Raw genomic sequence first — 25,238 nt, forward strand, 5'->3', positions numbered from 1 at the left:
CGCCTCGCCCTGCGGTGGAGTGTCGCAGGGCTCCGTACAACCATAAGGGTAGATCGGCCGCCGCGGGGATGCCTCAATGCTCCGGGGCGCCGCGCAATGCCGCCGGCCGTCGCGCGGCTGACGCAATTCTGTTGCCTGACCCGGTCAGAGTGCCCCCCGAACAGGCCCCCCGTGCGCGGCACGGCACAGACCCCGAGGAACCGACCGATGGCGCTCACCGACCTTTTCTTTTCCGAATACGTCGAGGGCTCGAGCAACAACAAGGCGCTGGAGCTGTATAACCCCACCGGCGAGGCGATCGACCTCGCGGCCGGCGGCTACGTGATCGAGCTCTATTTCAACGGCAGCACCACGCCGACGAGCTTCGCGCTCACCGGCAGCGTGGCCCCGGGGGAGGTGTTCGTCTTCGCCCATGCCTCGGCCGACCCCGCCATCCTCGCCGTGGCCGACCAGACCACCGGCGCCGGGCTCTTCAACGGCGATGACGCGATCGTGCTGCGCAAGGGCGCGGAGGTGCTCGATTCCATCGGCCAGGTGGGCACCGACCCCGGCACGGAATGGGGCACCGGCGCGCCGGGCACGCAGGACATGACCCTGCGCCGGATCGCCTCCCTCACCGAGCCCGACACCGACCCCACGGACGCCTTCGACCCCGCCACAAGCTGGACCGCCACGGCCACGGACGATTTCTCCGGCCTCGGCAGCCATGACGCCACGGTGCCGCTGCTGATCAACGAGATGCAGGTCTCCACCTCCTCGACCGACTGGGAGTTTGCCGAGCTCTTCGGCGCGGCGGGCGCCAGTCTCGACGGCTGGAGCCTGGTCGGGCTCGACGGCGACAGCGGCGACAGCGGGACGGTGGACCTGGCCATCAGCCTCGACGGGGCGAGCATCGGCGCGGACGGGCTGTTCCTGCTCGCCAGCCCCGCCGCCGAGAGCGCCTACGGCGTGACGGCCGACCTCGCCATCGCCGACAACAGCTTCGAGAACGGCAATTCCACCTACATGCTGGTGCGCGATTTCACCGGTGCGGTGGGCGACGACCTCGACACCGACGATGACGGCACGCTCGACGCGACCCCCTGGGCCGAGGCCGGCGACGCCGTGTCCTTCACCGATGGCGGCGGCACCGCCTATGCCGCCGCGGTGATCGGGCCGGACGGCAGCTTCCTGCCCTCCGGCGGCTTCCGGGACGGCAACGGCGGCGCCTGGTCGGAGGCCCCGCTCAACTTCTCCACCCCCGACGGCACGCCCGGCGCCGACAACCCCGCCTCCGAGGACCCCGGCGACCCCGGCGACCCCGACCCGGAGGAGATCACCCTCATCTCCGCCGTGCAGGGGGAGGGCGATGCCTCGCCCCTCGACGGGCAGGTGGTGAAGATCCGCGCCGTGGTGACCGGCGATTTCCAGGACGGCGACGCGGATGACGGCCGCAACCTCTCCGGCTTCTACCTGCAGGAGGAGGACGCCGACGCCGACGGCAATGCCCTCACCTCCGAGGGGCTCTTCGTGTTCGACGGCGCCTTCGGCACCGATGTGCAGGTGGGCGACGTGGTGACCGTCGTGGGCACGGTGACCGAGTATTTCGGCCTCACCGAGCTCGGCTCCGTCAGCTCCGTGACCGTCGAGAGCTCGGGCAACGCGCTGCCGACCGCGACGGAGATCGACCTCTCCACCGCGGGCACCACCACCAACCAGGACGGCGACATCATCCCCGACCTGGAGTTTGCCGAAGGCATGCTGGTGAGCTTCACCGAGAGCCTCACCATCACCGAGATGTTCAACCTCGACCGCTTCAACGAGATCCGCCTCATCCAGGGCGAGCGGCCGATGCAGTACACGCAAGGTAACGCGCCGGACGCCGAGGGCTATGCCGCCTATCTCGAGCAGACCGGCCAGCTCTCCATCACCTATGACGACGGGCTGAACGAACAGAACGCCCCGGTGACCAACCTCGACGGGTTCGACCCGTTCACCACCGCCAACGCCCCCTCGATGGGCGACACGATCGGCAATCTCACCGGCGTGCTCGACTACCAGTGGGCCGGCAACTCCTCCTCCAACGCCACCTGGCGGGTGCGCGCCACCGAGGATGGCGAGAACGTGTTCGAGAACACCAACCCCGCCGACACCACCCCCGAGGACGTGGGCGGCGACATCAGGGTGGCGAGCCTCAACGTGCTCAACTTCTTCACCACCATCGACGAGAGCGGGGTCACCACCGCGCTGGGCCATGACCCGCGCGGCGCCGACACGGCGGAGGAATACCAGCGCCAGCTCGACAAGCTCGTCACCACCCTGGTGGAGATGGACGCCGACGTGGTGGGGCTGGTGGAGATCGAGAACGACCCGAACTCCACCCCCCTCGCCACGCTGGTGGCGGCGCTGAACGCCGAGCTGGGTGCGGGCACCTATGACTACGTGAACACCGGCACCGTGGGGGGCGACGCGATCACCGGCGCCTTCATCTACCGCACCGACAGCGTGGAGACCCGGGGCGATTTCGCGCTGCTCGACAGCGAGGCCTTCCTCGACCCGCTCGGCACCGGCTCCGAGCTCAACCGCCCGGCCATCGCCCAGTCCTTCCGCGATCTCGACAGCGGCAAGTCCTTCACCGCGGTGGTGAACCACCTGAAGTCGAAGGGCAGCCTCTCGGGCGACCCGGCGGACGAGGACCAGGGCGACGGCGCGGGGGCCAACAACGCCACCCGCCTTGCCGCGGCACTGGAGCTCGCCGCCTGGCTCGACACCGCCCCCACCGGCGAGAAGAGCGGCCGCACCATCATGCTGGGCGACTACAATTCCTACGCCATGGAAGACCCGGTGCAGGCGCTGATCGACGCCGGTTTCGTCGACCTCGCGCAGGAATTCATCGGCGAGGAGGCGTATTCCTACGTGTTCGACGGCTTCACCGGCACGCTCGACTATGCCTTTGCCAACGAACGCTGGGCGAGCCTGGTGGCCGGGGTCACCGAGTGGCACGCGAACTCCGACGAGGCCGACGCGCTCGACTACAACACCGATTTCGGCCGTGACCCGGGGATGTTCGACGGCGAGAGCCCGCTGCGCAACTCCGACCATGACCCGGTGATCGTGGGCATCAACCTCGTGGCCGACGTGCGCATCGCGATGCCCGACGGCGAGGGCGGCTGGGACCGGGTGGAGGGTTTCGCCCGGCTCGACCGCGCGCTCGCCGCCGCCGAGGACGGCTGGCGGGTGAACGTGGACGACGGTGCGGCGATCGGGGCCTTCGGTGCGCTCACCGTCACGGCCGACGCGCTCACCTTCCGCGCCGATGCGCCGGTCTCCGGCGTGCTGAGCTTGGGCGAGGGCGTGTTCGAGATCCGCCTGCGCGGCGAGGCGGGGATCGACGTGGCCGGCAATGACGGCGCCAACCTCGTGGTGGGCAGCCACGGCGACAACGTGATCGAGGGCGGGGCGGGCGACGACCGGCTGATGGGCCGCGACGGCGCGGACATCCTCTCCGGCGGCGCGGGCTTCGACATCCTGCGCGGCGGGGCGGGGGCGGACATCTTCCGCCTCGACCTCGGCGCGGAGGTGGACGTGGCGGCCGATTTCTCTGCCGCGGAGGGCGACCGGATCGACGTCACCGCCTTCGGCTACGCCGGCTTCGCCGAGCTGCAGGACGACCTCGCGGAGCGGCACGGCAACGTGGTGCTGGCCACCGAGACCGGCGAGGTGCTGCGCCTGCGCGACACCGCGCTCACCGACCTCGGGGCGGAGGATTTCATCTTCGTCATCGCCTGAGGCGCGCGGGCCGCCCCCCGGGGGGGCTCGTTACAATGTAACTGGCCGCTTGCCCGCCCGCCGGACAGCGGCTATCTGGGGGCTGAGCCCGAGCCCGGAGAGCCCCGAGATGCCGCGTCCGCCGAACTTCCTCGCCAGCCTGCTCGCGGCCCTTCTCGGGGCGGCGACGGCCGGCGCGGCGGCCGATGCGCCGCGGGTGGTCGTCGACATCGCGCCGGTGCGCAGCCTGGTGATGCAGGTGACCGAGGGGGTGGAGATGCCCGCGCCGGGCCTGCTCATCCGCTCCGGCGCCTCGCCGCATGACTACGCGATGCGCCCCTCCGAGGCGGGCATGCTGGCGGAGGCGGACCTCGTGCTGGTGGTGGGCCATGCGCTCACGCCCTGGCTGGAGAAGCCGCTGGGCTCGCTCGCCAGCCGGGCCTACGTGATCGAGCTTGCCGAGGTGCCGGGCCTGCCGCTGCCGCCCCTGCCGCCGGGGACCGATGTCACCTCGGCGAGCGGGGCGCATGCCGCCGTCGACGCGCATCTGTGGCTCAACCCCGCCGTGGCCCGCATCTGGCTGCCGGTGATCGCCGATGCCCTGGCCGAGACCGACCCGCCGAATTCCGCCCTCTACCGCGAGAACGCCGAGGCCGCGGTGGCGCGGCTGGCGGAGCAGGAGAGGGACATCGAGCAGCGCATGCGCCCGCTCGCCCGCCGGCCCTACATGGTGTTCCACGACGCCTACGGGCATTTCGAGCATCGTTTCGGCCTCGCGCATCTCGATGCCGTGCAGCACTCGGACGCGGGCCTGCCGGGCGCCGCGCATGTCTCCGGGCTGCGCGACGAGATCACCGCCGGCGGCGTGGTCTGCGTGTTCACCGAGCCGCAGCTCTCGCCCGCCATCGCCCGGCGGCTGGTGGAGGGCACTGGCGCGAAACTCGGCGTGATAGACCCGCTGGGCAGCACCCTCGCGCCCGGACCCGGCCTCTACGCGGCGCTGATCGAGGCGATGGCCGAGAGCTTCGAGACCTGCCTCGCCCCGGGAGAGATGGAGTAGTCGCCTCCCCGGAGGGGAGCAGGACCGGATATCCGGAGGGGAGCAGGACCGGACATCCGGAGGGGAGCAGGACCGGACATCCGGAGGCGCGGAAATGCCCCGGAGGGGCGCGCGCACACCGAGGCGGGCGGGCACGGTCCCGGGCGGCGCCCGGGGCGAGGGCTGCGCGTCGCTCCCGGGGGGCGGGTGTGTCGCATTGGGCGTATCGCCGGGGGGCCGGCCCGGTCTAGGCTGCCCCGGGGGGCTCCGGCCCCCCCGCGAGGCGGGGCAGCGGCGGGGAGAGCGGCATGGAGAGCGACGGCGGGCGACGCGGGCGGGGGCGCAGGGGCGGCGGGCAGGGCGGCACCGACCGCCGGGCAGCGGCAACGGCGCTGCGGCAATCGCCCTGGAGCCTGCCGGAGATCCTCGACAGCCCCACCACCCCGCTCACCGAGGAGGGCGTGCGCGCCATCGACGACGCGGCGATGCGCATCCTCGAGGAGATCGGCATCCTCTTCCTGCATGACGGCGCGCTCGACGTGCTGGCCCGCGCCGGCGCCACGGTGGACCGCGACAGCCGCTCCGTGCGCATGGACCGCGAGATGGTGCGCGCGCATATCGCGCTGGCGCCCTCCGCCTTCACCATCACGCCGCGCAACCCGGAGCGGGCGATCGGCATCGGCGGCCGGGGCACGGTGTTCGGCAATGTCTCCTCGCCGCCGAGCTGCTCCGACCTCGAGCGCGGAAGGCGCAGCGGCGACCGGGAGAGTTTCCGCGACCTCCTGCGCCTCACCCAGCATTTCAACTGCATCCATTTCAACGGCGGCTACCCGGTGGAGCCGGTGGACCTGCACGCCTCCACCCGCCATCTCGACTGCCTGCACGACATGCTCACCCTCACCGACAAGGCGGTGCATGCCTATGCGCTGGGCCCCGAGCGCATCGAGGACGCGATGGAGATGGTGCGCATCGCCGCCGGGCTGACGCCGGAGGAATTCGACGCGGCGCCGCGCATGTTCACCAACATCAATTCCTCGAGCCCGCTCAAGCATGACTGGCCGATGCTCGACGGGGCGATGCGGCTGGCGCGGCGCGGCCAGCCGGTGGTGGTCTCGCCCTTCACGCTCGCCGGGGCCATGGCGCCGGTGACGCTGGCGGGCGCCATCGCCCAGCAGACGGCCGAGGCGCTCTGTGCGCTGGTGCTCTGCCAGGCCATCCGGCCGGGCCTGCCGGTGGTGATGGGCTCCTTCACCTCCAACGTCGACATGCGCTCCGGGGCGCCGGCCTTCGGCACGCCGGAATACATGCGCGCCACGCAGATGTCGGGGCAGATGGCGCGGTTCTACGGCCTGCCGCTGCGCGCCTCCAACGCCTGTGCCGCGAACGCGCCCGATGCGCAGGCCGCCTGGGAGAGCGGCTTCTCGCTCTGGGCCTGTGTCTCGGGCGGGGCGAACATGGTCTACCACGCCGCGGGCTGGCTGGAGGGCGGGCTCTGCGCCTCCTACGAGAAATTCGTGATCGACTGCGAGATGCTCCAGCAGGTGATGCACTACAACCGACCCGTCGGCGTGAGCGAGGCCGACCTGGCGCTCGATGCCATCGCCGAGGTGGGGCCCTCGGGGCATTTCTTCGGCGCCGCCCACACCCAGGCCCGCTACCAGGAGGCGTTCTACGAGCCGTTCCTGTCGGACTGGCGCAACTACAAGGCCTGGGAGGAGGCGGGCGCGGTGCAGACCCCGGAGCGGGCGATGGCGCGCTGGAAACGCATCCTCTCGGAATACGAGCCGCCGGCGATGGACCCGGCCATCGCCGAGGAGCTGGCGGAATTCGTCGAGCGCCGGCGCCGGGAGGGCGGGGCGCCGACCGATTTCTGAGCCCCGGGCAGGCAAAACCCCCCGCGGCGAGGCCGCGGGGGGTGTCCGGTGTCCGGGTGCGCCGGCGCGCGGCGCCGCGGCCTCCGTCAGCTCGCCGGCACCACGTCGTAGACGGTGGTGACGATCTCGCCGGTGGGCGCGATCTCGACGAGGTTGTTGCCCACGCGGGCCCAGCGGGTGCCGCTCTGCGAATGCGGCAGCTCGCCGGAGATGCGCGACGGCACGGACTGCTCGCGCACCGTGGTCGGCATCATGTTGCCGGGGGTGAGCATCTGCAGCGTCGCCTCGTCGAGCTGGCCGCCGTGATGGACGTTGGAGCCGTAAGCCTCCTTCACGATGCGGGCCACCTGGTCCTCGGTCTGGAGCTGGGCGGCGAACTCGGCGCGGCCGATATGGGTCTTGAGGTCGCGCTCGTCGTGCACCATGCCGGGTGCTGCCACGGGCTGGGCGGGAACCACGGCGGCGGAGGAGGGCGCGGTGATCACGGCGGTGGGGCCGGGCACCACGTTGCCCTGCGGCGTGCCGGTGCCGTAGGTCTGGGCCAGGACGGGGCCGGATGCGATGACGCTCACGACCGCGGCGATGGGCAGAAAGGTCCGTTTCATGGCGGAGTTCCTCCTTTGCTCTGTGTTCTCAGTCCTTGCCCTGTTTTCTCGGGGCGTGTGCTGAGCCTTCGACCGCCCCCGGGCGGCCATCTGGGTGGAAAACGCCGGCCGCGGCGGATGGTTCCGGGCCCGATCCGCGGATTGGTCCGCCCGCCGGGCGCGACAGGCGTGCGGCAGGGAGGGCGGCGCCCCCGGGGCGCGCGCGCCGGCCCGGCTCCGGGATCTCGCGAGGCGGAGCAGCCGGCCGGCCGGCGGTCAGTCGCAGGTGAAGCGGTGGCTCCAGGGGCCCCAGTCTTCCCGGTCGATGCGGCGCTCGAGAAAGCCGTAGTCGTCCTGCGAGCCGCGGATCCGGCGCCAGATGTCCTCGCCGTACCAGTAGAGGCGCCGCGCTTCCGGGGCGATGGTCTCGGCGTAGACATAGTAGATCCGGTTGCGCGTGGACCCGACGACCGTGCTCTCGCCCGGCTCGAGCGGAAACCAGCCCCGGGTGCTCCAGTCTCCCTGCGTGTCCATCATGTTGACGCCCACCTGGATGCGCCGGTCACACCGGTTCACGAGGATGATCTCGAAGGCGCGCTCCCGCGCCCCGGCGGGGAGCAGCGGGGCGGCGGGGGCCACGGGGGCGGCGGGCGGCGCCGCGGCCGGAAGCACGGCGAGCATCGTCGCGAGAAGCACGGCGAGGCGGGAGGCGGGGAAGGGGGGCAGCGCTTTCATGAACATCTCCGCGGAACGGCCCCAGCCTAGCGGCCAGTGGTTGCGCGGAGGTTTCCGGAGCGGCGGAAGGGCGCGCCGGCCCGCCTGGGCCGGGCGCGGTGGTCTGCCCGGGCCGGCGGCGGCCCGGGAGGCAGCGGGGCAGGGCCCGCCGCGATCAGTTCTTCGACTTGTCGACGAGCTTGTTGGAGCCGATCCAGGGCATCATGGCGCGCAGCTTCTCGCCGACTTCCTCGATCTGGTGGGCGTCGTTGTTGCGGCGGATCGCCTTGAACATCGGCATGCCGGCCTTGTACTCGCGCATCCACTCGGACACGAAGCGGCCGTCCTGGATGTCTTTCAGCACCGATTTCATCCGCGCCTTGGTCTCGTCGTAGGGCAGGATCTGCGGGCCGGAGTGGTATTCGCCGAACTCCGCGGTGTTGGAGATCGAGTAGTTCATGTTGGCGATGCCGCCCTCGTAGATGAGGTCGACGATGAGCTTCACCTCGTGCAGGCACTCGAAATAGGCCATCTCGGGGGCGTAGCCCGCCTCGACCAGGGTCTCGAAGCCCATGCGGATCAGCTCGACGAGGCCGCCGCAGAGCACGGCCTGCTCACCGAAGAGGTCGGTCTCGCACTCTTCCTTGAAGTCGGTCTCGATGATGCCCGAGCGGCCGCCGCCGATGGCCGAGCAGTAGGAGAGGCCGATCTCGAGCGCGCGGCCCGAGGGGTTCTGGTTCACGGCCACGAGGCAGGGCACGCCGCCGCCCTTCACGAACTCGCCGCGCACGGTGTGACCGGGGCCCTTGGGCGCCATCATGATCACGTCGACGCCCGGCTTCGGCTCGATGAGGTTGAAATGCACGTTCAGGCCGTGGGCGAAGGCGATGGCCGCACCCTCACGCAGGTTGTCGTGGATATGGGCGTAGTAGGTCTCGGCCTGCAGCTCGTCGGGCATGCACATCATGATGACGTCGGCCCAGGCGGCGGCTTCGGCGATGCCCATCACCTTCAGGCCGGCGGCCTCGGCCTTGGCGGCGGAGGCGGAGCCGGGGCGCAGCGCGACGACCACGTTCTTGGCACCGGAATCGTTGAGGTTCTGGGCATGGGCATGGCCCTGCGATCCGTAGCCGACGATGGCGACGTTGAGGCCCTTGATCAGGTTGATGTCGCAATCGCGATCGTAATAGACGCGCATCTGGCGTTCCTTCTCTCTCTGGTGGTCTCTTGCCCGGCGCGCACGCCGGAAAAGGGGGGAGGGGCCGGGCCCGGGGGCCGCGGCCGCGTGGGGTGTCAGCCGTGGCCGCGCTCGCGCTCCAGCTTGCCGGGCCCGCGGGTGATGGCGGCGACACCGGTGCGCGCCACGTTCACCAGGCCCAGCGGGCGCATGAGCTCGATGAACGTGTCGATCTTGTCCGGCGCGCCGGTGATCTCGAAGACGAAGCTCTCCAGCGTGGTGTCGACGATATGGGCGCGGAACACCTCGCCCATGCGCATCGCCTCCACCCGGTCGGCGCCGGTGCCGCGCACCTTCACCAGGGCGAGCTCGCGCTCGACATGCGGCGCCTCCACCGTGAGGTCATGCACGTCGACCACCGGCACCAGCCGGCCGAGCTGCGCCTTGATCTGCTCGATCACCTCGGGCGTGCCGGAGGTGACCACGGTGATGCGGCTGAGATGCCCGAGGTGGTCGACCTCGGCCACGGTGAGGCTGTCGATGTTGAAGCCGCGGCCGGAGAACAGCCCGATCACGCGCGCCAGCACGCCGGACTCGTTGTCCACCAGCACCGCGATGATGTGGCGCTCCACGCGCTCGGCATGCGGGTCGCGCAGGTTGTAGGCGCTTTTCGAGGAGGCGCCTTTCTTGAGGGCGAGGGCGTTCATGTCCGTCTCTCCTTTGCCGCGCTCAGACCAGGACCGCGCCGGAGGTGTCGATGGCACCATCCGTCGAGGCCTCGCCGAGCAGCATCTCGTTGTGCGCCTTGCCCGAGGGGATCATCGGGAAGCAGTTCTCGTGCTTCTCGACCAGGCAATCGAGGATGAAGGGCCCGTCATGGGCCAGCATCTGGGCGATCGCGTCGTCGAGGTCGGCGGGGTCGGACACCTGGGCGCCCTTGGCGCCGAAGGCCTCGGCGAGCTTCACGAAATCGGGCAGTGCCTCCGACCAGGACTGCGAGTAGCGCTCGCCGTGCAGCAGCTGCTGCCACTGGCGCACCATGCCCAGCCGCTCGTTGTTCATGATGAACTGCTTCACCGGGGCGCCGTACTGCACGGCGGTGAGCATCTCCTGCATGGTCATCAGCCAGGAGGCCTCGCCGGCCACGTTGATGACCAGCGCCTCCGGATGGGCGATCTGCACGCCCACGGAGGCGGGCACGCCGTAGCCCATGGTGCCGAGGCCGCCGGAGGTCATCCAGCGGTTCGGCTCGTCGAAATGCAGGAACTGCGCGGCCCACATCTGGTGCTGGCCGACCTCGGTGCAGACGTAGCGGTCATGGTCCTTCGTGAGGGCCTCGAGCCGCTCCAGCGCGTATTGCGGCTTGATGACCGTGGGCGAGGGCTTGTAGGCGAGGCATTTCATCGCCCGCCAGCCGGAGATCTGGGTCCACCAGTCCTCGATCTCGGCGGCGCGGGTGCGCGCGCCCCGGGCCCGCCAGGCCTCCAGGATGTCGGAGAGCACGTTGGCGACATCGCCGATGATCGGCACGTCGACATGGATGACCTTGTTCACCGAGGAGGGGTCGATGTCGATGTGCACCTTGCGCGAGCGCGGCGAGAAGGCGTCGATGCGGCCGGTGATGCGGTCGTCGAAGCGCGCACCGACGCAGATCATCACGTCGCAATCGTGCATGGCCATGTTGGCCTCGTAGGTGCCGTGCATGCCCAGCATGCCCAGCCAGGCCTTGCCCGAGGCGGGGTAGGCCCCGAGCCCCATCAGCGTGGAGGTGACCGGGAAGCCGGTGGAGGCGGCGAGGTCGCGCAGCAGGCGGCTGGCCTCGGGGCCGGAGTTGATCACGCCGCCGCCGGTGTAGAGGATCGGGCGCTCGGCGCGCTCGATCAGCTCGACCGCGTCCATGATCGCGTCGGAATCGCCCTTCACCTGCGGGTTGTAGTTCCACGGCCGGGTGGGCTCGGTGCCGAAATAGGTGCCGGTGGCGAACTGCACGTCCTTGGGGATGTCGATCAGCACCGGGCCGGGGCGGCCGGAGGTGGCGACATGGAAGGCCTTGTGGATGGTCTCGCCCAGCTCGTCGGTGTCCTTCACCAGCCAGTTGTGCTTGGTGCAGGGCCGGGTGATGCCGACGGTATCGGCCTCCTGGAACGCGTCCGTGCCGATCATGAAGGTGGGCACCTGGCCGGTGAGCACGATCATCGGGATCGAGTCGAGCAGCGCGTCGGTCATGCCGGTGACGGCGTTGGTCGCACCCGGCCCGGAGGTGACGAGAACGACACCCGGCTTGCCGGTGGAGCGGGCATAGCCCTCCGCGGCATGGGTCGCGCCCTGCTCGTGGCGCACGAGGATGTGGCGAATGTCGTTCTGCTTGAAGATCTCGTCGTAGATGGGAAGCACCGCACCGCCGGGATAGCCGAATACGGTGTCCACACCCTGGTCCTTCAGGGCCTGAACGACAATCTGGGCACCGGTCATCTGACGGGTCATTGGTTCATCTCCATCTCGGCGCCGGAGGCGGGCGCCGGCAATAAAAAAACCCCCGGTCCGGGGGTCATGCGCGCGGGTCCTGCGGGGTGTCCTACCTCCGCCGGGGCGCGCGCTTCCCAAGTACGATGATGCTGATGGTCATGGGCATCTTTCCTCCGCGGCCCTAGATACCACCGGATTCCCGATGGTCAACCCATAAAAGCCCCGATTTGTGTCTCGAAAGGCCGAAAACTTGTCATTTTCTTGCGACAAACCCGGCTGCGGAGAAATTTCACGTATTCCGGCGGCCGACTCGCGTGCCTGTTGCGCTGCACACCGGGCTTGCCGCGATGCGGCGCGAACCGGTTGCCGCGACGCAAGAAATCCCTTTCGCAACGCGCGGGGGCGCTCCTATAGTCGGGGCAAGGGGAACACTACCAACCGGGAGAATCCGCATGAAAACCACTGCCCTCTGCCTCGTGTCTGCGCTTGCTCTCACGGCGGGCCAGGCCGCGGCTCAGGACAAGGTCCTGAACGTCTACAACTGGTCGGACTACATCGCCGAGGACACGATCGCGAAGTTCGAGGCGGCGACGGGGGCCAAGGTCAACTATGACGTCTACGACAGCAACGAGACGCTGGAGGCCAAGATGCTGGCCGGCAACTCGGGCTATGACGTGGTCGTGCCCACCTCCGACTTCCTGCGCCGGCAGGTGGGCGCGGGGGTGTACATGGAGCTCGACAAGTCCAAGCTGCCCAACCTCGCCAACATGGACGCGCAGCTGATGAAGAACGCCGCCGTCTATGACGAGGGCAACGCGCATTCGGTCGTCTACATGTGGGGCACCACCGGCATCGGCTACAATGTCGAGAAGGTGAAGGAAGCCCTGGGCGAGGACGCGCCGCTGAATTCCTGGGCGCTGGTGCTCGACCCGGCGAACGCCGAGAAGCTCGCCTCCTGCGGCATCTCGATGCTCGACGCGCCGACCGAGATCCTGCCCATCGCGATGAACTACGCCGGGCTCGACCCCCGCTCCACCGAGCGCGAGGATTTCGAGAAGGGCGCCGAGACGCTGATGGCCGTGCGCCCCTACGTGCGCTACTTCCACTCCTCCCAGTACATCAACGACCTCGCGAACGGCGATGTCTGCGTGTCGATCGGCTGGTCGGGCGACGTGTTCCAGGCCCAGGCCCGCGCGGCGGAGGCCGAGAACGGTGTCGAGATCAAGTACGTGATCCCCGACGAGGGCGCGCTGCAGTGGTTCGACATGCTGGCGATCCCGAAGGACGCGCCGCACCCGGACCTCGCGCTGGAGTTCATCAACTTCATCATGGACGCCCAGATCACCGCCGACATCACCAACTACGTGTGGTACGCGAACGCCAACGCCGCCTCGATGCCGATGGTCGACGAGGAGATCAAGTCCGACCCGGGCATCTTCCCCACCGAGGCCGCCAAGGAGCGGCTCTGGGGCGCGCCGGTGTATGACAGCAAGGTGGACCGCGTGGTCAACCGTCTCTGGACCAAGATCAAGACCGGCGAATGAGCCAGCAGCAGTCGCAGGGAGAGGCGCCGTTCATCCGCCTCTCCGGCATCACCAAGCGCTTCGGCGATTTCACCGCGGTGAACAATCTCTCGCTCGATATCCGCCGGGGCGAGCTGTTCTGCCTGCTCGGCGGCTCGGGCTCGGGCAAGAGCACCCTGCTGCGCATGCTCGCAGGCTTCGAGACGCCCGACGAGGGCGTGATCGAGATCGACGGCCAGCCGATGATCGGCGTCGGCCCGGCCGACCGGCCGGTGAACATGATGTTCCAGAGCTACGCGCTGTTTCCGCACATGAGCGTGGAGCGCAACGTGGGCTACGGCCTGCGGCAGGAGGGGGTGGCGAAGGCCGAGATCGCCGACCGGGTGTCGAAGATGCTCGACATGGTGCGCCTGAAGCCCTTCGCCTCCCGCAAGCCGCACCAGCTCTCGGGCGGCCAGCGCCAGCGCGTGGCGCTCGCCCGCGCGCTGGTGAAGCAGCCCAAGGTGCTGCTGCTCGACGAGCCGCTCTCGGCGCTGGACGCCAAGCTGCGCGAGGACACCCAGTACGAGCTGATGCAGATCCAGGACCGGCTCAAGACCACCTTCATCGTGGTGACCCACGACCAGGAGGAGGCGATGGTGCTGGCCGAGCGCATCGGCGTGATGGACCAGGGCGTGCTGGTGCAGGTCGACACGCCGCGGCACATCTACGAGTTCCCGAAAAACCGCTTCATCGCCGATTTCGTCGGCTCGGTGAACATGCTGGAGGCCGGCGTGCTCGGGCCCGGCGGGGCGCCGGGGCTGTTGCGGGTGGATTGCCCGGGCCTCGGCGGGGTGGTGGAGGCGGCCTGCGAGGCGGCCCCCGCCGCCGGCGCGAAGGCCTGGCTCGCGGTGCGCCCGGAGAAGATCACCCTGTCGCGCGATCTCACCGCCACCACGCTGCTCGGCCAGGTGGAGGAGCTCGCCTACCGGGGCGACATGACCCAGTACCGCATCCGCATGCCCTCGGGCGTGCGGCTGAAGGTGGCGCGCACCAACCGCGCCCGCGAGGGCGAGGCCCCGATCGACTGGGACGACCAGGTGAGCGTGAGCTTCTCGCCCCAGGGCGCGCTGGTGCTGACCGACTGAGCCCGGGAGCGCGCCGGGCGCGGGGGTGTCCCCGTTGATCCGGCCTGCCCGGTCAGATCGCGTGGACCCGGTCGCGTCGGCCCGGCTCCATCGGCCCGCCCACCCGGGCCTGATCCTGGCCCCGGCGTGCGTGCCCGGCCATCGCTCCGGCCCGGGCCAGGCCGTCGCTCGATGCCCGGGCGCCCCGCGGCGCAGGCTGCGCCGCCACAGCCGGCCCGGCCGGCAGAAGTCCGAGGGGGCACCTCCCGTGCCCCCGCACCCCAGACCACAAGCGGCCCCAGGGGCCGCTCCGGACCAGGGCCCCCGGGCCCGCAGAACAGGAGAGCGAGATGAGCGACACCCCCGGCCGCTCCCGCATCGGCAAGCGCCTGGTCATCGGCATCCCGATGGTCTGGCTGCTGCTGTTCTTCCTCATTCCCTTCGCCATCGTGCTGAAGGTCTCGCTCTCGGAGGGGATGATCGCCCAGCCGCCCTACGGGCCGATCCTGGAGTGGAGCGAGGACAGCTGGCTGCCCGCCTACGTGGGCTCGCTCTTCAACTACGAGTGGCTGCTCGACGACCCGCTCTACATCACCGCCTACCTCAACTCGATCTGGATGGCGCTGGTCTCGACCTTCTTCTGCCTCGTGATCGCCTACCCGATGGCCTACCTGATCGCGCGGTCCTCGCCCTCCACCCGCACCACGCTGCTGATGCTGGTGGTGCTGCCGTTCTGGACCTCGTCGCTCCTGCGCATCTACGCGCTGCTGGGGCTGCTGAGCCCCAACGGCTACATCAACACCGTGCTGCAATGGCTGGGGGTGATCGACGCGCCGCTGCAGATGCTGCAGACCGATTTCGCGGTCTATCTCGGCATCGTCTTCACCTATCTGCCGCTGATGGTGCTGCCGCTCTATGCCACGCTCGAGAAGCTCGACGAGAGCCTGCTCGAGGCCTCGGCGGATCTCGGCGCCTCGGGTTTCGGCACCTTCTGGCAGGTGACGCTGCCGCTCTCGGGGCCGGGCATCGCGGCGGGCTGCCTGCTGGTGTTCATCCCGGCGGTGGGCGAATACGTGATCCCGGCGCTGATGGGCGGGCCCGACCAGCTGATGATCGGCAAGGTGCTCTACACCGAGTTCTTCGGCAACCGTGACTGGCCGGTGGCCTCGGCGGTGGCGATCGCGATGCTCGCCTTCCTGGTGATCCCGTTCATGATGCTGCGCAATTCCTCGGCGCTGAGGGGAGAGGTGTGATGACCCGCGGACGGCTGTTCCTGCTTCTCACCGCGGCGGTGGGCTTCCTGCTGCTCTACGTGCCGCTGCTGATCCTGGTGATCTACTCGTTCAACGCCTCGCGGCTGGTCTCGGTCTGGGGCGGGTGGTCGACGCAATGGTACGTGGAGCTGTTCCGCAACCAGGCGGTGCTGAACGCGGCGTGGATCTCGATCCAGGTGGCGGTGATCTCGGCCACGCTGGGCACCGCGCTCGGCACGCTGGCGGGCTTCGTGCTGTCGCGCTTCGGGCGCTTCCGCTTCCGGCTGCTGTTCACCGGCATGGCCACGGCGCCCATCGTGATGCCGGAGGTGGTGACCGGCCTGTCGCTGCTGCTGCTGTTCATCTCGATGGAGCAGATCATCGGCTGGCCGTCGGGGCGCGGGCTGCTTACCATCATCATCGCGCATTCCACCTTCTGCCTCGCCTACGTGGCGGTGGTCGTGCAGGCGCGGCTCACCGATTTCGACCGCTCCATCGAGGAGGCGGCGCAGGATCTCGGCGGCCGCCAGCCCTGGATCTTCTTCCAGATCACCCTGCCGGTGATCGCGCCGGCGCTGATCTCGGGCTGGCTGCTGAGCTTCACGCTGTCCTTCGACGACCTGGTGATCGCGAGCTTCGTCTCCGGCCCCGGGGCCTCGACGCTGCCGATGCTGATCTTCTCCAAGGTGCGGCTCGGCGTGAGCCCGGACGTGAACGCGCTGGGCACGCTGATCATGGCGGTGGTGGCGCTGGGGGTGGTTCTCGGCGCCTGGCAGATGCGCCGCGCCGAGCGCATGCGCCGCCGCGACGAGCAGCGCGCCATGCGCGGCGACGCCTGAGAGGGCACCGGCCGTCGCGCGCGCGGCGAGCCTTCCCCTCGGGGGGCATCGAGCCCCCGCTCGGGGAACGGGCCGCGGGCGGCCCGGCGCCCGGGCCCGGCCGGTCTCACGGCGGGGCGGTGGCGCCCGTGGCCTTGTCCGCCATCTCGGAGATGCGGGGCGGGCGCGAGGCGTGGCTTGACAGGCGGTGTCAGGCATGGCCGGCTCTCCGGCTCTCCGGCTCTCCGGCTCTCCGGCTCTCCGGCTCTCCGGCTCTCCGGCTCTCCGGCTCTCCGGCTCTCCGGCTCTCCGGCTCTCCGGCTCTCCGGCTCTCCGCCCGAATGGGGCGGGTTCCGGGGCTTGGTCGGCATCGGCTTCTGCGAGATCTGGAGTCTGCAGTTCCCCTCCTGTCACCAGATCGGGGCGCGGGCTGCCTGGTGCTGAAGCAGGTCACGGGCCAGGCCTGCCCGGCGTTTGTCGGCTCCGGGGGTGATCGGGCTTCCAGCGCGCAGCGGCGCCAGCCGGGGCTCGGCTTCAGCGGCGCGACAGCCGGGTGGCCGGGAGGGCGCGGCGTGGCTTCGGGCCGTTTCCGGCTCTCGGCAGGCGGCTGAGGTGGGCCTCGGCCGAAAGGCCGCTGCGCTCAGTCCCCGGTGGTCAGCCGGCCGGGGTAGAGGGGCGCGTCGCCGGTGTAGCTGGCGGGGTCGAGGACGGTGTCCCAGTCGAGGGGCGCGTCGGTGAGGCCGGGGAGGGTGGCGCCGAGGGTGGTGCCGTGCGCGAGGGCCTCGGCGCAGGCCCGTTTCACGAGGGCCTGGGCCTCGGGGCGGGGCATGTGGGCGGAGAGGGCGAACACCGCCGCCTCGGCCATCATCATGCCGCTGGTTGCATCGATGTCGGCGCGCATGCGGTCCGGGTTCGCTTCGATCGTTTCGGCGAGCGCCCGGGCGTGGCGCAGGGCGGCGGCGCAGCCCATGCAGAGCGCGGGCAGGGCCATCCATTCCAGCGCCCAGGCGGCGCCGTCGCGCTCCTGGGCGTGGAGCATCGCGTTCTGGATGGTGGAAAGGTCGCCGCCGGCGCGCCGGGCGAGGGTGACCAGCGCCTCCGGCTCCACCGGGTTCGACTTGTGCGGCATTGTGGAGGAGGCGCCGCCGGTGCCGGCGGAGATCTCGCGGATCTCCGACTGGGTGAGGGCGATGATGTCGGTGCCCATCTTGCCAAGCGACCCGGTGACCATGGCGAGCCAGCCGGCGAGTTCGGCGATCGTGTCGCGCGCGGCGTGCCAGGGGATCGGCGAGGCGGCGAGGCGCAGCTCGGCCGCCACCCCCTCCATCACCTCGGTGCCGCGCCCGGCGAGGGCGGCGTTGGTGCCCGAGGCGCCGGCGAGGCTGACGGTGAGCAGGCGCGGGCGCATCTGCGCGAGCCGCTCGCGGTGGCGGGCGAGGGGCGCGGCCCAGACCGCGATCTTCGCACCCAGCGTGGTGGGCGTGGCCATCTGCGCGCGGGTGCGGGCGGCGAGCACGGTGCCCGCGTGGCGCGCGGCCTGCTGCGCGAGGGTGGCCTCGAGGGCCTCGAGCCGGCCCTCCATGATCTCGAGGAAGCGGCGCAGGCGCAGCACGAGGGCGGTGTCGATCACGTCCTGGCTGGTGGCCCCCCAGTGGATCCACTTCGCGTGCTCCGGGGCCTCCATGGCCTTGCGGAAGGCGGCGACGAGGGCGGGGGCGGTGACGCCGTCCTTCGCGGTGCCGGCGGCGAGGCCGGCGGGGTCGATCTGCACCTCGCGCGCGGCGCGGGCGATGAAGAAGGCGCTGTCCTGCGGGATGATCCCGAGCCGGCCCTGCACCTCGGCGAGCGCCCCCTCGAACAGCAGCATGGCGCGGAGCTGGGCGGTGTCGGTGAAGAGCGCCGCCGCCTCCGCGTCGCCGTAGAGCTCGCGGAACATCACGCTGTCGAAGGGGGAGATAGCCATGGAGCCTCGTATCGGAACAGGGCGCTGCGGGAGGAGGGGGCGAGGGGAGGGGGCCTCCCCTCCCCAATTACGTCAGGCGGCGCGGAGCGGGAGGCCGAGGATCTCGCGCGCCTGTTGCCAGGTGGCGACGGGGCGCTCGTATTTCTCGCACAGGTCGGCGGCCTTCTTCACCAGGGCGGCGTTGGAGGGCGCGAGGGTGGTCTTGTCGAGCCGCACGTTGTCCTCCATGCCGGTGCGCGTGTGGCCGCCGAGCTCGATCGACCATTCGTTCAGCGTCGCCTGGAAGCGCCCGATGCCGGCTCCGCACCAGGTGGCATCCGGGGCGAGGCGCTTCACCGTGCGGATGTAATACTCGAACGTGTCGCGGTCCACCGGCATCGCGTTCTTCACGCCCATCACGAACTGGATGTGCAGCGGGCCCTTCAGCCGGCCGTCCTTCTGCATCGCCACCGCCTGGTGGATGTGCGAGAGGTCGAAGGCCTCGATCTCCGGCTTCACCCCGTAGGTGAGCATCTCGGAGGCGAGCCAGTCCACGAGGTCGGGCGGGTTCTCGTAGACCCGGGTGGGGAAGTTGTTCGAGCCCACCGAGAGCGAGGCCATGTCGGGGGAGAGCGGCAGCATGCCGCCGCGGGTTTTCCCCGCGCCCGAGCGCCCGCCGGTGGAGAGCTGCACGATGAGGCCCGGGCAGTGCTTCTCCAGCCCCTCCTTCAGGGCGGCGAATTTCTCGGGGTCCGAGGAGGGGGTCTGGTCGTCGTTGCGCACGTGGCAATGGGCGATGGTGGCGCCGGCCTCGAAGGCCTCCTGCGTGCTCTCGATCTGCTCGGCGACGGTGATCGGCACCGCGGGGTTGTTCTCCTTCGTGGGCAGCGAGCCGGTGATCGCGACGCACAGGATGCAGGGATTGGACATGTCGGTTCTCCGGAAAGGCATTCGGGAGGGGAGTGCCTCCCCTCCCGGACCCACCCTACGGGCGGAGCCTGTGGCTGGTGTTGCGTCAGATGTCGAAGAAGATCGTCTCTTTCGGGCCCTGGAGGTGGATGTTGAACGTGTACTCCGCCTCCCCGGTCTTCTCGGCGACCAGCGTGGCCACGCGCACCTGGTGCTCGATGCGCATCAGGATCGGGTCGGCCTTCAGCGCCTCCTCGTCATCGGGGAAGTACATCCGGGTGTGCAGGCCGATGTTGATGCCGCGCGCCACCACCCAGAAGGTGATGTGCGGCGCCATCGGCCGGCCGTCGATGAAGGGCACGGTGCCCGGGCGCACGGTCTCGAACACGTATTCGCCGGTGGCCATGTCGCCGGGCGAGCGGCCGAAGCCGGTGAAGTTGGGGTCTGCCATGCCGCGCTTCTCCTGCGGGCTGGGGTAGAGCCCCTCGGCATCGGCCTGCCAGACCTCGATCAGCGCGTCGCGCAGGGGGGTTCCGGTGCCGTCGAACACCCGGCCGCGCACGGTGATGCGCTCGCCCTTCGTGTGCTCGTTCACCATCCGGCAGCCCAGATCCTCCGGGAAGACGCCGGTGATGTCGCAGAAATTCGGCACGCAGCCGATGTGCACGTAGGGGCCCGCGGTCTGCGACGCGGTTTCCTTCAGCTGGTCCAGGCCCTGCATCTCAGTTCCCCTCCATGCGGTTCTCGAACATCGTCGAGCGGCGGCCGCGCAGCACGATGTCGAACTTGTAGGCGCGCGCGTCCATCGGGATGGTGTTGTTCATGTCGAGCGGCGCGATCAGGCTCTCCACCGCCTCGCGCGAGGGGATGGTGTTCACGATCGGGCACTGCCAGATCATCGGGTCGCCCTCGAAATACATCTGGGTGATCAGCCGCTGCGCGAAGGCATGGCCGAAGACCGAGAAATGGATATGGGCGGGGCGCCAGTCGTTCACGCCGTTGGGCCAGGGGTAGGCGCCGGGCTGGATGGTGCGGAAGCGGTAACCGCCCTCGTCATCGGTGATCGCCCGCCCGCAGCCGCCGAAATTCGGGTCGAGCGGCGCGAGGTAGGTTTCCTTCTTGTGGCGGTAGCGCCCGCCGGCATTGGCCTGCCAGAACTCCACCAGCGCGCCGGGCACGCCGCGGCCGTTCTCGTCGAGCACCCGGCCGTAGACGATGATGCGCTGGCCGATGGCGCTCTCGCCGGGCTTCGCGTAATTGTGCACCAGGTCGTTGTCGAGCTCGCCCAGCATGTTGTGGCCGAACACGGGCCCGGTCATCTCCGAGATGGTGTTGTTGAGCGAGATCAGCGCCGCCTGCGGGCTGCGCTTCACGCTGGTCTTGTAGCCGGGCGCATAGGCGGGCGGGTGCCACTGCCTGTCGCGCTGGAAATATGCTCCGTCGGACATCGCTGTCGTCTCCTTCTCTCCCTGGGCGAGACCCTGGCGGGGGATGGGGCGCGGGGGCCGCGCGCCCGGGCGGGCTCAGGCGCCCTCCATCTCCGCGTAGGTCTGCTTGATGATCTTGATGGCGTGGTTCGCCTTGGGCACGCCGCAGTAGACCGCGACATGCAGCATCGCCTCGATGAGGTCTTCCTTGGTGGCGCCGGTGTTCGCGGTGGCGCGCACGTGCATGGCGACCTCGTCGAAATTCCCCATGCCCGCCAGCAGCGCCAGCGTGACGATGGAGCGCTCGCGCTTCGTGAAATGCGGGCGCGACCAGACCGAGCCCCAGGCGCCTTCGGTGATGAAGGTCTGGAACGGCTCGTCGAAGGGGGTCTTGGCGGCCTCGGCGCGGTTCACATGCGCGTCGCCGAGCACGGCGCGCCGCGTGGCCATGCCGGCGTCATATCTCTCGGACAAGGTCGGTCTCCTTCATGAAGGCGGTGAGCACGGCGGCGACATCGGCGGGCTGTTCCACGCAGGGCAGGTGGCCGGCGCCGCGCACGAGGTGGAAGCCCGCGCCGGGGATCAGCGCCGCGGTCTCGCGCACCAGGTCGGCGGGGGTGGAGCCGTCCTCGTCGCCGGCGATGGCGAGCGCGGGCAGGCTGAGGCGGCTGGTGCTCTCGATCAGGTCGGTGTCCTTGATGGCGTAGCAGCAGCCCACGTAGCCGTCCTCGGGCGTGCGGCACAGCATGTGGCGCCAGCCGGCGAGCTCGTCGGGGTTCGCCTCGCGGAAGGCGCGGGAGAACCAGCGCGACAGGATGTTCTCCTCCAGCGCCGCGATGCCGCCCTTGTGGATTTCCTCGATGCGGGCGTCCCACATGTCGGGCGTGCCGATCTTGGCGGCGGTGTTGGAGAGCACGAGGGCGGAGACCAGGTCCGGCCGCTCCGCCGCCAGCCCCTGGGCGATCTGCCCGCCGATGGACAGGCCCACCACCATCGCGCCGCTCACCCCGAGATGGTCGAGCAGCCCGGCGGCCTCGGCCACGAGATCGCCCATGTAATAGGGGGCGGCGGGGCATTCGGACAGGCCGTGGCCGCGCTTGTCGTAGCGGATCACCCGCAGGCCCTCAGGCAGCAGGGGCAGCACCCGGTCCCAGACGCGGAAATCGGTTCCCAGCGAGTTGATGAAGAGGATCGCGCGCCCGTCCTGCGGGCCCTCGACGGCGTAGTGGATCCTCACGCCGTTGATGGTTGCGATTTGCATAGCTGGTCCCCCCTTTTGAGTGGAGTATTTCCCATGTCGGTGTGGTTATGTAAAATGAAGAATAGAGCGATCACCATAACCAGAGGGTTATCATGAACCTCGACGCCAGGCTGCGTTTGCGACATCTCCGCTGTTTCGAGGAGATTGCGCGCCTCGGATCGGTGGGTCAAGCCGCCGAGATCCTGCACATTTCCCAGCCCGCCGCCTCCAAGACGCTGCGCGAGCTGGAGGAGATGCTCGACGTCACGCTGTTCGACCGCTCGGGCCGGCGGCTGCGCCTCACCCGCGCGGGGCTGCGCTTTCGCGAGCATGCGGGCGCAGCACTTTCCTCGCTGCGCCAGGGGGTTGCGGTGGTGACCGGCAAGCCGCGCAAGCCCATGCTGCGGCTGGGAGTGCTGCCCACGGTGGCGACCGGGGTGATGCCCAAGGCGGCGCTGAGCTTCTCGCAGAGCCACCCGCAGGTGCAGCTGCGCGTGTCCACCGCGCCGAACTGGTTCCTGCTCGAGCAGCTGCGCACCCATGCGCTCGACATGGTGGTGGGCCGGCTGGCGGCGCCCGAGCAGATGACCGGCCTCGTCTTCGAGCACCTCTACTCCGAGCAGATCGCCGCCGTGGTGCGGCCGGGCCACCCGCTGGCGCTCTCGGGCGACATCGGCGCGCTGGCCGACTACCCGCTGATCCTGCCGCCGCCGGGCGCGGTGATCCGCACCACGGTGGAGCAGTTTCTGCTGGCGCGCGGGCTGGGCGGGCTGCAGGCGCGCTACGAATCCGTCTCGCTGGCCTTCGGCCGGGCGGTGGTGCGCGAGTCCGACGCGGTGTGGCTCATCTCGCGCGGCGTGGTGGAGGAGGAGCTCTCCCTCGGCCGGCTGGTGGCCATCGGCCCCGGCGGCGAGGACTGGACCGGCCCGGTCGGCCTCTCCCTGCGCGGTAACGAAACCCCGACGGAGGAGTTGCACGCCCTCATCGAGGAGGTGCGCCGGGTGTGCGAGGGCCGCCGCCTTGCCGGGATCGACCCCGACTAGGCGGCTCCTGCGAAATGCCTGCTATCCGGCGCCCTGCCGCCGCGCTATCGTGACGGAATGACAGAAAAGCCGATGGCGAGCCGGGGCAAGTCCGAAACGGCGGACAGCCGCTCCGGCCAGGTGAGATCGATTTCGCGGGCCATAGCCATTCTGCGGTCCCTCGCGGCCAGCTCGGAAGGACTGACCCTCACCGAGACGGCCGAACGGGCCGGGCTTGCCGCATCCACCACGCACCGCATCCTCACCACTCTGGAGGGCGAGCGCTTCGTGCGCTTCGAGCCCGCCACCGGCCTGTGGCAGATCGGCGTCTCCGCTTTCACCGTGGGCGCCACCTTCGCGCGAAACCGCGACATCATCGCCCTCGCGCGCCCCTACCTGCGCCGGCTGATGGAGGTGACCGGAGAGACCGCGAACATCTACGTGGAAAGCGGCGGCGAGGCGATCTGCATGGCCCAGGTGGAGAGCCGCCACACCATGCGCGCCATCACCCAGGTGGGGGGGCGGGTGAAGATGCACTGGTCGGGCGCCGGCAAGGCGCTGCTCGCCACCATGCCCGACGAGCGGGTGCGCGCCATCCTCTCCGAGCAGGGCATGCCGGCGGCCACCCCGGCCACGCTCACCACCCCCGCGGCGATGCTCGAGGAGCTCGCCCGCATCCGCAGCGCGGGCGTCGCGCATGACGCGGAGGAATTCACCGAGGGCCTGCGCTGCCTCTCCGTCGCGCTGCGCGACGAGCAGGGCCAGGGGGTGGCGGCGGTGTCGATCTCCGGCCCGGTGACCCGCCTCACGCCCGCCCGCCTGCCCGGGCTGCAGGAGGTGCTCTGCACCATCGCCGCCGAGATCACCCGCGATTTCGGCGGCGGAGGGGAAAAGGGTGAAATTCGCTCTGGACGCGGTCAGGGGGCTTTGTTATAGACCGCCTCGCCCGAGGATGAAGGCTCTGTTCCGGCGTAGCTCAGTGGTAGAGCATCGGACTGTTAATCCGCTGGTCGTAGGTTCGAATCCTACCGCCGGAGCCAGAATCCTCGGGGAAAATCATCCGCTTAACGTTAGCCACTTGCTCGCCCCTCCCGGGGGTTGACGCTTCTTGCGGGGTGGTTTGACAATTTCCGTTCCCGCAAGCTTCGCTTTTCCCAGTGTCTCGCTGGTCTCGGCGGTCCTCCGATCCGGATTGGCGTTCCTCGAATGCGGCGCGGGCTCCGGCCCGTATCGGCGTGCCTTGGCCGGCGTGGGGCCGTGGGTCGCGTTGCGGTGGAAACGCCGGGCGGGCTGCGGCATGATGCGTCTGCCGGGAAGGGGGGCGCCGCAATGGGATATCGCATCAGGAAGGGCGACGCGGACATGCAGCAGGCGCTGCGCCGCATCGCGGGGGAGCAGATCGACCGCGCCCTGGCCGAGCTGGACGATGCCGCGCTGAGCCCCGCCGCCCGGGTGCACCAGATCCGCAAGCGCTGCAAGAAGCTCCGCGGCCTGCTGCGCCTCGTGCGGCCGGCCTTTTCCGGCTTCGGCGCCGAGAACGCCACCTTCCGCGACCTCGCCCGGCCGCTCTCCGGCGCACGCGACGCCGATACGCTGATCCGCAGCTACGATGCCCTGCTCGCCGCGCAGGAGGTGGACGACCGCCGCCGCTTCGCCGCGATTCGCGCCCGGCTCACCCGCGAGGCCGGGGAGGCGCACGGCGCCCCGGCGCTGGACGACCGGCTCGAGGACCTGCGCGCACAGATGCAGGAGGCCCGGCGCCGGGCGCGGGGCTGGAGCCTCGGGCACAAGGGGTTCAGGGCGCTGGCGGGCGGGGCCGGCAAGTCCTACGCCCGGGCCCGCGAGGCGATGCAGCACGCCTATGCCCTGCGCGAGGACGAGGCGCTGCACGACTGGCGCAAGTACCTCAAGGCGCACTGGTATCACGCCCGGCTGGCGAGCCGCATCTGCCCCGGCATGATGGAGCCGCACGCGGAGGGGCTCGACCGGCTCTGCACCCTGCTGGGCGATCACCACGACCTCTGCGTGCTCGACGCGCGACTCGCCGGCGCGCCTCTCGATTTCGGGCCGCGCACCGATGTCGAGGGCTTCCGGGCCCTGATCGGGGCGCGCAAGGCCGTGCTGGAGGAGGAGGCCTTCCGTGCCGGCCGGGTGCTGCTCGCGGAGCGGCGCGAGGCACTGGTACGGCGCTGGCGCGGCTACTGGAAGCTCTGGCGTGCCGGCCGGATGACGCGTGAGCGGCTGGTGGTGAAGGCGTGAGCGCCGCGTCGCGGCAGCCTTAATCAACCGGCAAGATCGGCTCTTTACAGTCTCTCCCGGGCCAGGTGACGGCGGTGCCGGAACGGTTCCGGGCGCCTGGCCGCAGGGCGATGGAGAGAATGGGTCGGTCACCTTACA

21 protein-coding genes and 1 tRNA gene are annotated in these 25,238 nt (G+C 70.2%); 11 read left to right on the top strand and 11 right to left on the bottom strand.

Annotated elements, in window-relative coordinates:
- Positions 1 to 207: 207 nt before the first annotated feature.
- From D3P35_RS16040 to D3P35_RS16050, 3 genes are all read left to right on the top strand, one after another.
- A complete protein-coding gene (locus tag D3P35_RS16040) occupies positions 208 to 3,768 on the top strand; it encodes an ExeM/NucH family extracellular endonuclease (protein WP_118135759.1) in 3,561 nt (1,186 codons plus the stop codon).
- Positions 3,769 to 3,877: 109 nt separating this feature from the next.
- Positions 3,878 to 4,807 (top strand): zinc ABC transporter substrate-binding protein, encoded by a 930-nt coding sequence (locus D3P35_RS16045; protein ID WP_118135760.1) that lies wholly within the window; start codon positions 3,878 to 3,880, stop codon positions 4,805 to 4,807.
- Between the two features lie 287 nt (positions 4,808 to 5,094).
- Entirely contained in the window at positions 5,095 to 6,660 is a 1,566-nt protein-coding gene (locus D3P35_RS16050; protein ID WP_118135761.1) for a trimethylamine methyltransferase family protein, read from the top strand.
- Positions 6,661 to 6,746: 86 nt separating this feature from the next.
- Here the strand turns inward: D3P35_RS16050 and D3P35_RS16055 are convergent, their stop codons facing one another.
- From D3P35_RS16055 to D3P35_RS16075, 5 genes are all read right to left on the bottom strand, one after another.
- Positions 6,747 to 7,265 carry a hypothetical protein gene (locus tag D3P35_RS16055; protein WP_118135762.1) on the bottom strand — a complete coding sequence of 173 codons (519 nt, stop codon included), beginning with the start codon at positions 7,263 to 7,265 and terminating at the stop codon, positions 6,747 to 6,749.
- A gap of 255 nt (positions 7,266 to 7,520) precedes the next feature.
- The gene (locus D3P35_RS16060; RefSeq protein ID WP_118135763.1) at positions 7,521 to 7,979 is read right to left on the bottom strand and encodes a DUF1036 domain-containing protein; all 459 of its coding nucleotides are present in this window, start codon (positions 7,977 to 7,979) and stop codon (positions 7,521 to 7,523) included.
- A 154-nt stretch (positions 7,980 to 8,133) separates the two neighbouring features.
- Positions 8,134 to 9,255, bottom strand: a complete 1,122-nt coding sequence (ilvC, locus tag D3P35_RS16065) for a ketol-acid reductoisomerase (RefSeq protein ID WP_118135764.1) — start codon at positions 9,253 to 9,255, stop codon at positions 8,134 to 8,136.
- Entirely contained in the window at positions 9,252 to 9,842 is a 591-nt protein-coding gene (ilvN, locus tag D3P35_RS16070; protein WP_118135765.1) for an acetolactate synthase small subunit, read from the bottom strand. The genes ilvC and ilvN overlap by 4 nt, the downstream gene beginning before the upstream one ends.
- Positions 9,843 to 9,864: 22 nt before the next feature.
- Positions 9,865 to 11,619 carry an acetolactate synthase 3 large subunit gene (locus D3P35_RS16075; protein ID WP_118135766.1) on the bottom strand — a complete coding sequence of 585 codons (1,755 nt, stop codon included), beginning with the start codon at positions 11,617 to 11,619 and terminating at the stop codon, positions 9,865 to 9,867.
- Positions 11,620 to 12,053: 434 nt separating this feature from the next.
- Between D3P35_RS16075 and D3P35_RS16080 the strand changes: the two genes are divergently transcribed.
- The 4 genes from D3P35_RS16080 (at position 12,054) to D3P35_RS16095 (ending at position 16,322) form a co-directional block, all read left to right on the top strand.
- Positions 12,054 to 13,145, top strand: a complete 1,092-nt coding sequence (locus D3P35_RS16080) for a polyamine ABC transporter substrate-binding protein (protein WP_118135767.1) — start codon at positions 12,054 to 12,056, stop codon at positions 13,143 to 13,145.
- Positions 13,142 to 14,251, top strand: coding sequence for an ABC transporter ATP-binding protein (locus tag D3P35_RS16085; RefSeq protein ID WP_118135768.1), 1,110 nt, complete (start codon positions 13,142 to 13,144; stop codon positions 14,249 to 14,251). Before D3P35_RS16080 ends, D3P35_RS16085 begins: the two co-directional genes overlap by 4 nt.
- Positions 14,252 to 14,580: 329 nt before the next feature.
- A complete protein-coding gene (locus tag D3P35_RS16090) occupies positions 14,581 to 15,483 on the top strand; it encodes an ABC transporter permease subunit (protein ID WP_118135769.1) in 903 nt (300 codons plus the stop codon).
- A complete protein-coding gene (locus tag D3P35_RS16095) occupies positions 15,483 to 16,322 on the top strand; it encodes an ABC transporter permease subunit (protein ID WP_118135770.1) in 840 nt (279 codons plus the stop codon). Before D3P35_RS16090 ends, D3P35_RS16095 begins: the two co-directional genes overlap by 1 nt.
- Before the next feature lie 619 nt (positions 16,323 to 16,941).
- Here the strand turns inward: D3P35_RS16095 and D3P35_RS16105 are convergent.
- The 6 genes from D3P35_RS16105 to pcaD all read right to left on the bottom strand — a co-directional run bounded on the left by D3P35_RS16105 (position 16,942) and on the right by pcaD (position 21,840).
- The gene (locus D3P35_RS16105) at positions 16,942 to 18,264 is read right to left on the bottom strand and encodes an adenylosuccinate lyase family protein (RefSeq protein WP_118135771.1); all 1,323 of its coding nucleotides are present in this window, start codon (positions 18,262 to 18,264) and stop codon (positions 16,942 to 16,944) included.
- A 72-nt stretch (positions 18,265 to 18,336) separates the two neighbouring features.
- Entirely contained in the window at positions 18,337 to 19,173 is an 837-nt protein-coding gene (locus D3P35_RS16110; RefSeq protein ID WP_118135772.1) for a 3-keto-5-aminohexanoate cleavage protein, read from the bottom strand.
- Between the two features lie 85 nt (positions 19,174 to 19,258).
- Positions 19,259 to 19,873, bottom strand: a complete 615-nt coding sequence (gene pcaG / locus D3P35_RS16115) for a protocatechuate 3,4-dioxygenase subunit alpha (protein WP_118135773.1) — start codon at positions 19,871 to 19,873, stop codon at positions 19,259 to 19,261.
- A gap of 1 nt (position 19,874) precedes the next feature.
- The gene (gene pcaH, locus D3P35_RS16120) at positions 19,875 to 20,600 is read right to left on the bottom strand and encodes a protocatechuate 3,4-dioxygenase subunit beta (RefSeq protein ID WP_118135774.1); all 726 of its coding nucleotides are present in this window, start codon (positions 20,598 to 20,600) and stop codon (positions 19,875 to 19,877) included.
- Positions 20,601 to 20,675: 75 nt separating this feature from the next.
- Positions 20,676 to 21,029, bottom strand: a complete 354-nt coding sequence (gene pcaC / locus D3P35_RS16125; RefSeq protein ID WP_370031598.1) for a 4-carboxymuconolactone decarboxylase — start codon at positions 21,027 to 21,029, stop codon at positions 20,676 to 20,678.
- A 7-nt stretch (positions 21,030 to 21,036) separates the two neighbouring features.
- Positions 21,037 to 21,840, bottom strand: coding sequence for a 3-oxoadipate enol-lactonase (gene pcaD / locus D3P35_RS16130; protein ID WP_118135776.1), 804 nt, complete (start codon positions 21,838 to 21,840; stop codon positions 21,037 to 21,039).
- A gap of 92 nt (positions 21,841 to 21,932) precedes the next feature.
- Between pcaD and pcaQ the strand changes: the two genes are divergently transcribed.
- The 4 genes from pcaQ (at position 21,933) to D3P35_RS16150 (ending at position 25,100) form a co-directional block, all read left to right on the top strand.
- Positions 21,933 to 22,862, top strand: coding sequence for a pca operon transcription factor PcaQ (pcaQ, locus tag D3P35_RS16135; protein ID WP_118135777.1), 930 nt, complete (start codon positions 21,933 to 21,935; stop codon positions 22,860 to 22,862).
- Positions 22,863 to 22,934: 72 nt separating this feature from the next.
- Positions 22,935 to 23,777 (top strand): IclR family transcriptional regulator, encoded by an 843-nt coding sequence (locus D3P35_RS16140; RefSeq protein WP_198670651.1) that lies wholly within the window; start codon positions 22,935 to 22,937, stop codon positions 23,775 to 23,777.
- 29 nt (positions 23,778 to 23,806) lie between these two features.
- Positions 23,807 to 23,881 (top strand) — tRNA-Asn (locus tag D3P35_RS16145).
- Positions 23,882 to 24,170: 289 nt separating this feature from the next.
- The gene (locus D3P35_RS16150) at positions 24,171 to 25,100 is read left to right on the top strand and encodes a CHAD domain-containing protein (RefSeq protein ID WP_118135779.1); all 930 of its coding nucleotides are present in this window, start codon (positions 24,171 to 24,173) and stop codon (positions 25,098 to 25,100) included.
- The last annotated feature ends 138 nt before the right edge of the window (positions 25,101 to 25,238 follow it).

This window comes from Oceanicella sp. SM1341 (assembly GCF_003448965.1).
In the GTDB taxonomy this organism is placed as follows: domain Bacteria; phylum Pseudomonadota; class Alphaproteobacteria; order Rhodobacterales; family Rhodobacteraceae; genus Paroceanicella.